The sequence below is a fragment of the Streptomyces swartbergensis genome, from assembly GCF_002148965.1.
Lineage (GTDB): Bacteria > Actinomycetota > Actinomycetes > Streptomycetales > Streptomycetaceae > Streptomyces > Streptomyces swartbergensis.
Map to the genome: position 1 here is coordinate 1 of NZ_NGFN01000486.1, position 5,145 is coordinate 5,145.

Here is a 5,145-nt window from a genome sequence, read left to right on the forward strand (position 1 = left end):
GCGGGGGGCATTCCGTTCGCTTTCTCAGTAGCTGGCTGCACAGCAGGACCCGCAGGCCGCTCGGCCTGCGGGTCCTTCCGTCACATCGGCTCGGAGCCGGCGTCAGGCCGCCTTGGGGGCGTTGACGTCGCTCGGCAGCGCCTTCTGGGCGACCTCGACGAGCGCGGCGAACGCACCGGCGTCGTTGACGGCCAGCTCGGCCAGGATCTTGCGGTCGACCTCGACGTTCGCGGCCTTCAGACCCTGGATGAAGCGGTTGTAGGTCATGCCGTTGGCGCGGGCAGCGGCGTTGATGCGCTGGATCCACAGCTGGCGGAAGTCACCCTTGCGCTTCTTGCGGTCGTTGTAGTTGTAGACCAGCGAGTGGGTGACCTGCTCCTTGGCCTTGCGGTACAGGCGCGAACGCTGACCGCGGTAGCCGGAGGCCTGCTCGAGGATCGCCCGGCGCTTCTTGTGGGCGTTCACTGCCCGCTTGACGCGTGCCACTTTTTAACTCCTTGTAGCGGGGCCGCGGTGGTCTTCACACGGCCCGGATATCGATTGGGTCCCGGTCCTGACGTGCGGCGCTGACGCGCCGGGACGTCACTTGCCGAGAAGCTTCTTGATCTTCTTGGCGTCGCCCGGGGCCATCTCGGCGTTGCCGGTGAGGCGACGCGTCACACGGGACGACTTGTGCTCGAGCAGGTGGCGCTTGCCGGCACGCTCGCGGAGCACCTTGCCGGAGCCGGTGATCTTGAAGCGCTTGCTGGACCCGCTGTGCGACTTGTTCTTCGGCATAGCGCCGTTCTCTCCTCGTCGGTGGCGCTCCGGTGCCCGGTCGCGAAAACCGGGCACGGTGGAGCGTCGCTCTTGTATCGGTTACGTCCTTGGGGACTCGCGTCCCCCGGGATCACGCGTCGGCGGAAGCCTCGGCCGGAGCCTCGGCGGAGTCCTCGGCGGTGTCCTCGGCGAGGTCGTCGGCCTCAGCGGCGTTCTGCGACTTGCCGGGGTTGGCCTTCGCCTCAGCCTTGCGGGCCTCCTGCGCCTGGCGAGCCTCGGCCATCGCCTCGGTCTTCTTCTTGTGCGGACCGAGAACCATGATCATGTTTCGGCCGTCCTGCTTCGGGTTCGACTCTACGAACCCGAGGTCTGCGACGTCCTCCGCGAGCCGCTGGAGCAGTCGGTAGCCCAGCTCGGGCCGGGACTGCTCGCGACCACGGAACATGATCGTGATCTTGACCTTGTCGCCCTGCTTGAGGAACCGAACGACGTGACCCTTCTTGGTGTCATAGTCGTGCGGGTCGATCTTCGGCCGGAGCTTCATCTCCTTGATGACCGTGTGCGCCTGGTTCTTGCGCGCCTCACGGGCCTTCATGGCCGACTCGTACTTGAACTTCCCGTAGTCCATGAGCTTGCACACGGGCGGACGGGCGTTCGCCGCGACCTCGACCAGGTCCAGGTCGTACTCCTGCGCAAGCTCCAGTGCCTTGGCCAGGGGGACGATGCCCACCTGCTCGCCACTGGGACCGACAAGTCGCACCTCGGGAACGCGAATCCGGTCGTTGATGCGGGGCTCGGCGCTGATGGATCCTCCTCGGTAGCACCACGCGACGGTCTGGCGGACGGCCGCGTAACGTCTCTGTTCGATAGACCTAACCGCGCCGAAGCACAAAAAATGCCCCGGACGATTCCCAGGCGGGGCTCCTCGAACTACCGGAGCACCGCCGCGGAGAGCCGCGGGGCGCGCTTTCGGACGGATCGCCGCCGCTGGGACGGGACCGTCTGACCGGTGACCCGCCGCCCTGGGGGCGGTCAGGTGGGAGTTCGAAAGCCTCCACTTGTGGGTCGGGCTCGCGGGCCGCTAGGCATACGGGTCCGACCGGTCGTTACACGAGATTACCAGCATTGGCCAGGAACGGCTAATTGCGGCCACCCGGGGCCTGGTACGGCACACGCCCGGCCTGCGCCTATCGTGTGGGGCATGAGTGAGACCCCTCCTGAGTCCCCCGACTTCGACGCCATGGCCCGCGACATCGCCGAGGTCCCGGCGGTCGAGGTGATCGTGACGGTCGCCGTCAACCTGATGAGCGCCGCCGCGGTGAAGCTCGGTCTGACCGAGGAGGGCGACAAGCACAAGGACCTGGACGAGGCCCGCAAGCTGGTGCACGCGCTGGCCGGTCTGCTGGACGCGTCCACCACCGAGATCAGCTCGTTCCACGCGGCGCCGCTGCGCGACGGTCTGAAGTCGCTCCAGCTGGCGTTCCGCGAGGCGTCGCTCGTCCCGGACGAGCCGGGCCAGGGCCCGGGCGAGAAGTACACGGGCCCGGTCTACGGCTAGAGCCTGTCCGGCGGATCCGCCTCAGCGTTCGTACAAGGGCTCGCCCGGTGGCGTCGCCCCGGCCGGCAGCAGTGCCAGGTCGAGGCCGCGCACCAGGCGGGCCCTCAGTGTCTCGTCGGCCGCGAGCCGCCGGGCGACCGCCCGGGCGGCTTCGGCGGGGGCGGCGGACGGGTCCAGCACCAGGGCGAGGGTGCCGTCGGCCTGGCCGGGGCCGAGGTGGGCGCGCAGAACGGCGGGCTCGGCGGCCACGGCCTCGCGTACGGCTTCGACGACGGCCGGGTCGGCGAGCGGGTCGGTGGTCGTACGGCCCTCCGCGAGGGCGAGCAGGGCGGGGCCGGTCAGTTCGAACGGCACGGGCCCGGCCAGGTCGAGCACGATCGTGTCCGCCTTCTCGTGCGCGGCGGCCTGGAGGGCCTGGTGCAGGGGTACGGCGACGGGCCGGGCCGCCTGGTCCCAGCGGGCGAGGGAGTCGGTGGAGGTGAAGGCGGGGAGGGCGGTGCGGTTCCCGGCCTTCAGGGTCGGTACGGCCATGTCGCTGGTCTTCTCGCGGCGCAGTCCCCGCTCGTCCTCCTCGACCTCGCCGAGCACGGCCACGACGGGGACGAGCAGCCGGGCGCCCTTGAGGGCGTCGAGGACCGGGCCCACCGCGCCGCGGTCCTCGGACCAGGCGGCGAGTGCCGCGCTCAGCCGGGGGTCGGCGGAGCCGTCGTCGTCGGAGAAGCCGGAGTCGGGGATGTTCTTGTTCGCCACGGTCGTCGACCCTATAGGCCGGGTGCCGCCGCTTCGGCGGGCGGTCCGGGTGCCCGGTGACTAGAAGTGGTCGTGGCCGGCGCGGCGGCCGCGCCACAGGACCACGGCCGCGACCAGCAGGACGCCGCCGGCGCCGCCCGCGAGGGGGGCGGCCCAGTCGGCGGTGTCGTCGTCGGAGCCGGTGGCGTCCGGGCCGCTGCCGAAGTACTTCCCGCCGTACGCCGCCGAGCGGAGGCCCTGCGGCTTCAGCCGGTCGGCGGCCTGGATGGCGGCGGCCGGGTCGACGAAGCCGAAGCCTCGGGAGTCGTCGCGGCCCCCGGCGGGGGCGTTGCGGGCGGTGTCCTCCAGGAGCGACTTGATCTGGGCCGGGGTCAGATCGGGGTGGGCGGCCCTGACCAGGGCGGCGGCACCGGAGACGAAGGCGGCGGCGGCACTGGTGCCCCAGCCCTCGTAGTACTTGCGGTCGGGGTCGGCGATGACGACGTCGACGCCGGGGGCGCTGACGGTGGCGTACCAGCGGCGGGTGGAGAAGGGGGCGCGGGTTCCCGAGCGGTCGACGGCGGTGGCGGCTATGACGCCCGGGTAGGCGGCCGGGTAGGAGATGCGGTCGCCCTTCTCGCCGCCGTTGCCGGCGGAGGCGACGACGACCACGTCCTTCTTCAGGGCGTACTGGATGGCCTGGTCCTCGGCGGGTTCGGGGTGCGCCGAGGCGGAGTCGTCGCCGAGGGAGAGGTTGATGACGTCGGCGCCGTGGTCGGCGGCCCAGCGGATGCCCTCGGCGAGGGCGTTGCCGCGGGTGCTGCGGGCCTTGGCGCGGGAGGGGTCGCCGTCCTCCAGGATCACGCGGACGGGCAGGATCTTCGCCTCGGGGGCGATACCGAGGACGCCGTCGGCGTTGCCCGGGCCGTGTCCGTGCCCGGCGATGATGCCGGCCATGGCGGTGCCGTGCCGGGCCCAGGCGCGGTCGCCGGGTTCGGCTCCGAAGCCGACCAGGTCCTCGCCGGTGAGGACATTGCCGACCAGGTCGGGGTGGTCGGCCTCGACGCCGGTGTCCAGGACGGCGACGGTGACGCCCCTGCCCTTGGTGGTCTGCCAGGCCTGTTGCGTGTGCATGGCGTCCAGGGCCCACTGCTGGGCGCGGATGCCGTCGGCGTGGGCGGTGGTGGACGGGACCAGGACGAGGCCGGCGGCGAGGAGAACACTCAGGAACCCGCCCGCGCGGGACATGACCGCTTTCACGACGGCTGCTCCGTGGCCGAGCGGACGTTCTTGCGCAGGCCCCGTTCGACGCGGTCGGCGAGGCCCTGTGCCTCGTTGCCGAGGCCGGCCTGGGCGGGGGCGGTGGTGGCGCCGGACTCCATGGCGTCCTCGGCGGGCTGCGGGTCGTCGACGGTGCGGCCGTCGGCCCAGCCCGAGACGGCGTAGACGACGACCGGGGCCTCGGTGAGCACGGAGACGGTCCAGGCGGCGCGCTGTTCCGCGCCGAAGTGGGCGGCGGGCGTGTCCTTCGCGGCGTACGGCAGGGGCATCAGGTCGCTGCGGCGGTCCAGGCGCTCCTTGCGGAAACGGTTCGCGAGGGAGGTCATGCCCGCGGCGTCGGCCTTGGTGAAGAGCAGGCCGACGGTGGTCACGTAGCTCTCGGTGGCGTCGGTGTAGGTGGCCCGCAGGAGCCGCTCGCAGCCGACGGGGGCGAGAGCCTTGCGCAGCAGGGGGTCGAAGGCGTCCTTGCAGCCGCTGTCCGGGGCGACGGCGATCCGGGTCCAGGTGCGGTCGGCGCCGCCGGGGCCGGCGCCCTGGCCCTGCACGGTGGGCGGGAAGAGCTGGTCGACGGGAACGCTGTGCCAGAGGCTGCCGGCCGCGGTGAAGGTGGAGGGCGAGCCCTCCTCCCCGGAGTCCCCCACGAGCCAGCTCCCGGTGACGGCGCCCGAGATGAGCCCCAGCCCGAGCACGAGACAGACGGCGGCAGCGACGGCCTGGGACGCCCCGCGCCGCCCGAGCGGCCGGGGCCGCGCGTCGGCGTCGTATCCCTCGGGTTCCCCGAAGGACACGACGGGTCGGGTGCCGGCGGGAGCGGGACC

7 protein-coding genes are annotated in these 5,145 nt (G+C 72.1%); 1 reads left to right on the plus strand and 6 read right to left on the minus strand.

What is annotated here, in order from left to right:
- Positions 1 to 102 precede the first annotated feature (102 nt).
- The 3 genes from rplT to infC all read right to left on the minus strand — a co-directional run bounded on the left by rplT (position 103) and on the right by infC (position 1,564).
- Entirely contained in the window at positions 103 to 486 is a 384-nt protein-coding gene (gene rplT / locus CA983_RS40565) for a 50S ribosomal protein L20 (protein WP_003989074.1), read from the minus strand.
- A 96-nt stretch (positions 487 to 582) separates the two neighbouring features.
- A complete protein-coding gene (rpmI, locus tag CA983_RS40570; RefSeq protein ID WP_059419477.1) occupies positions 583 to 777 on the minus strand; it encodes a 50S ribosomal protein L35 in 195 nt (64 codons plus the stop codon).
- A gap of 112 nt (positions 778 to 889) precedes the next feature.
- Complete coding sequence (gene infC, locus CA983_RS40575; protein WP_086605690.1) at positions 890 to 1,564, minus strand: translation initiation factor IF-3; 675 nt, start codon at positions 1,562 to 1,564, stop codon at positions 890 to 892.
- Between the two features lie 396 nt (positions 1,565 to 1,960).
- Between infC and CA983_RS40580 the strand changes: the two genes are divergently transcribed.
- Positions 1,961 to 2,317 (plus strand): DUF1844 domain-containing protein, encoded by a 357-nt coding sequence (locus CA983_RS40580; RefSeq protein ID WP_086605687.1) that lies wholly within the window; start codon positions 1,961 to 1,963, stop codon positions 2,315 to 2,317.
- A gap of 21 nt (positions 2,318 to 2,338) precedes the next feature.
- Here the strand turns inward: CA983_RS40580 and CA983_RS40585 are convergent, their stop codons facing one another.
- From CA983_RS40585 to CA983_RS40595, 3 genes are all read right to left on the minus strand, one after another.
- Positions 2,339 to 3,067 carry an SseB family protein gene (locus CA983_RS40585; protein WP_086605688.1) on the minus strand — a complete coding sequence of 243 codons (729 nt, stop codon included), beginning with the start codon at positions 3,065 to 3,067 and terminating at the stop codon, positions 2,339 to 2,341.
- A 60-nt stretch (positions 3,068 to 3,127) separates the two neighbouring features.
- A complete protein-coding gene (gene mycP, locus CA983_RS40590) occupies positions 3,128 to 4,294 on the minus strand; it encodes a type VII secretion-associated serine protease mycosin (RefSeq protein ID WP_086605691.1) in 1,167 nt (388 codons plus the stop codon).
- 8 nt (positions 4,295 to 4,302) lie between these two features.
- A partial coding sequence (locus CA983_RS40595) for a hypothetical protein (protein ID WP_341866734.1) occupies positions 4,303 to 5,145 on the minus strand: 843 nt, incomplete at its 5' end.

What these genes read in the sequence shown, in the direction of transcription:
- rpmI (WP_059419477.1), bottom strand. Translation starts at nt 777, where the DNA reads ATGCCGAAGAACAAGTCGCACAGCGGGTCCAGCAAGCGCTTCAAGATC.
- CA983_RS40580 (WP_086605687.1), top strand. Translation starts at nt 1,961, where the DNA reads ATGAGTGAGACCCCTCCTGAGTCCCCCGACTTCGACGCCATGGCCCGC.
- mycP (WP_086605691.1), bottom strand. Translation starts at nt 4,294, where the DNA reads ATGTCCCGCGCGGGCGGGTTCCTGAGTGTTCTCCTCGCCGCCGGCCTC.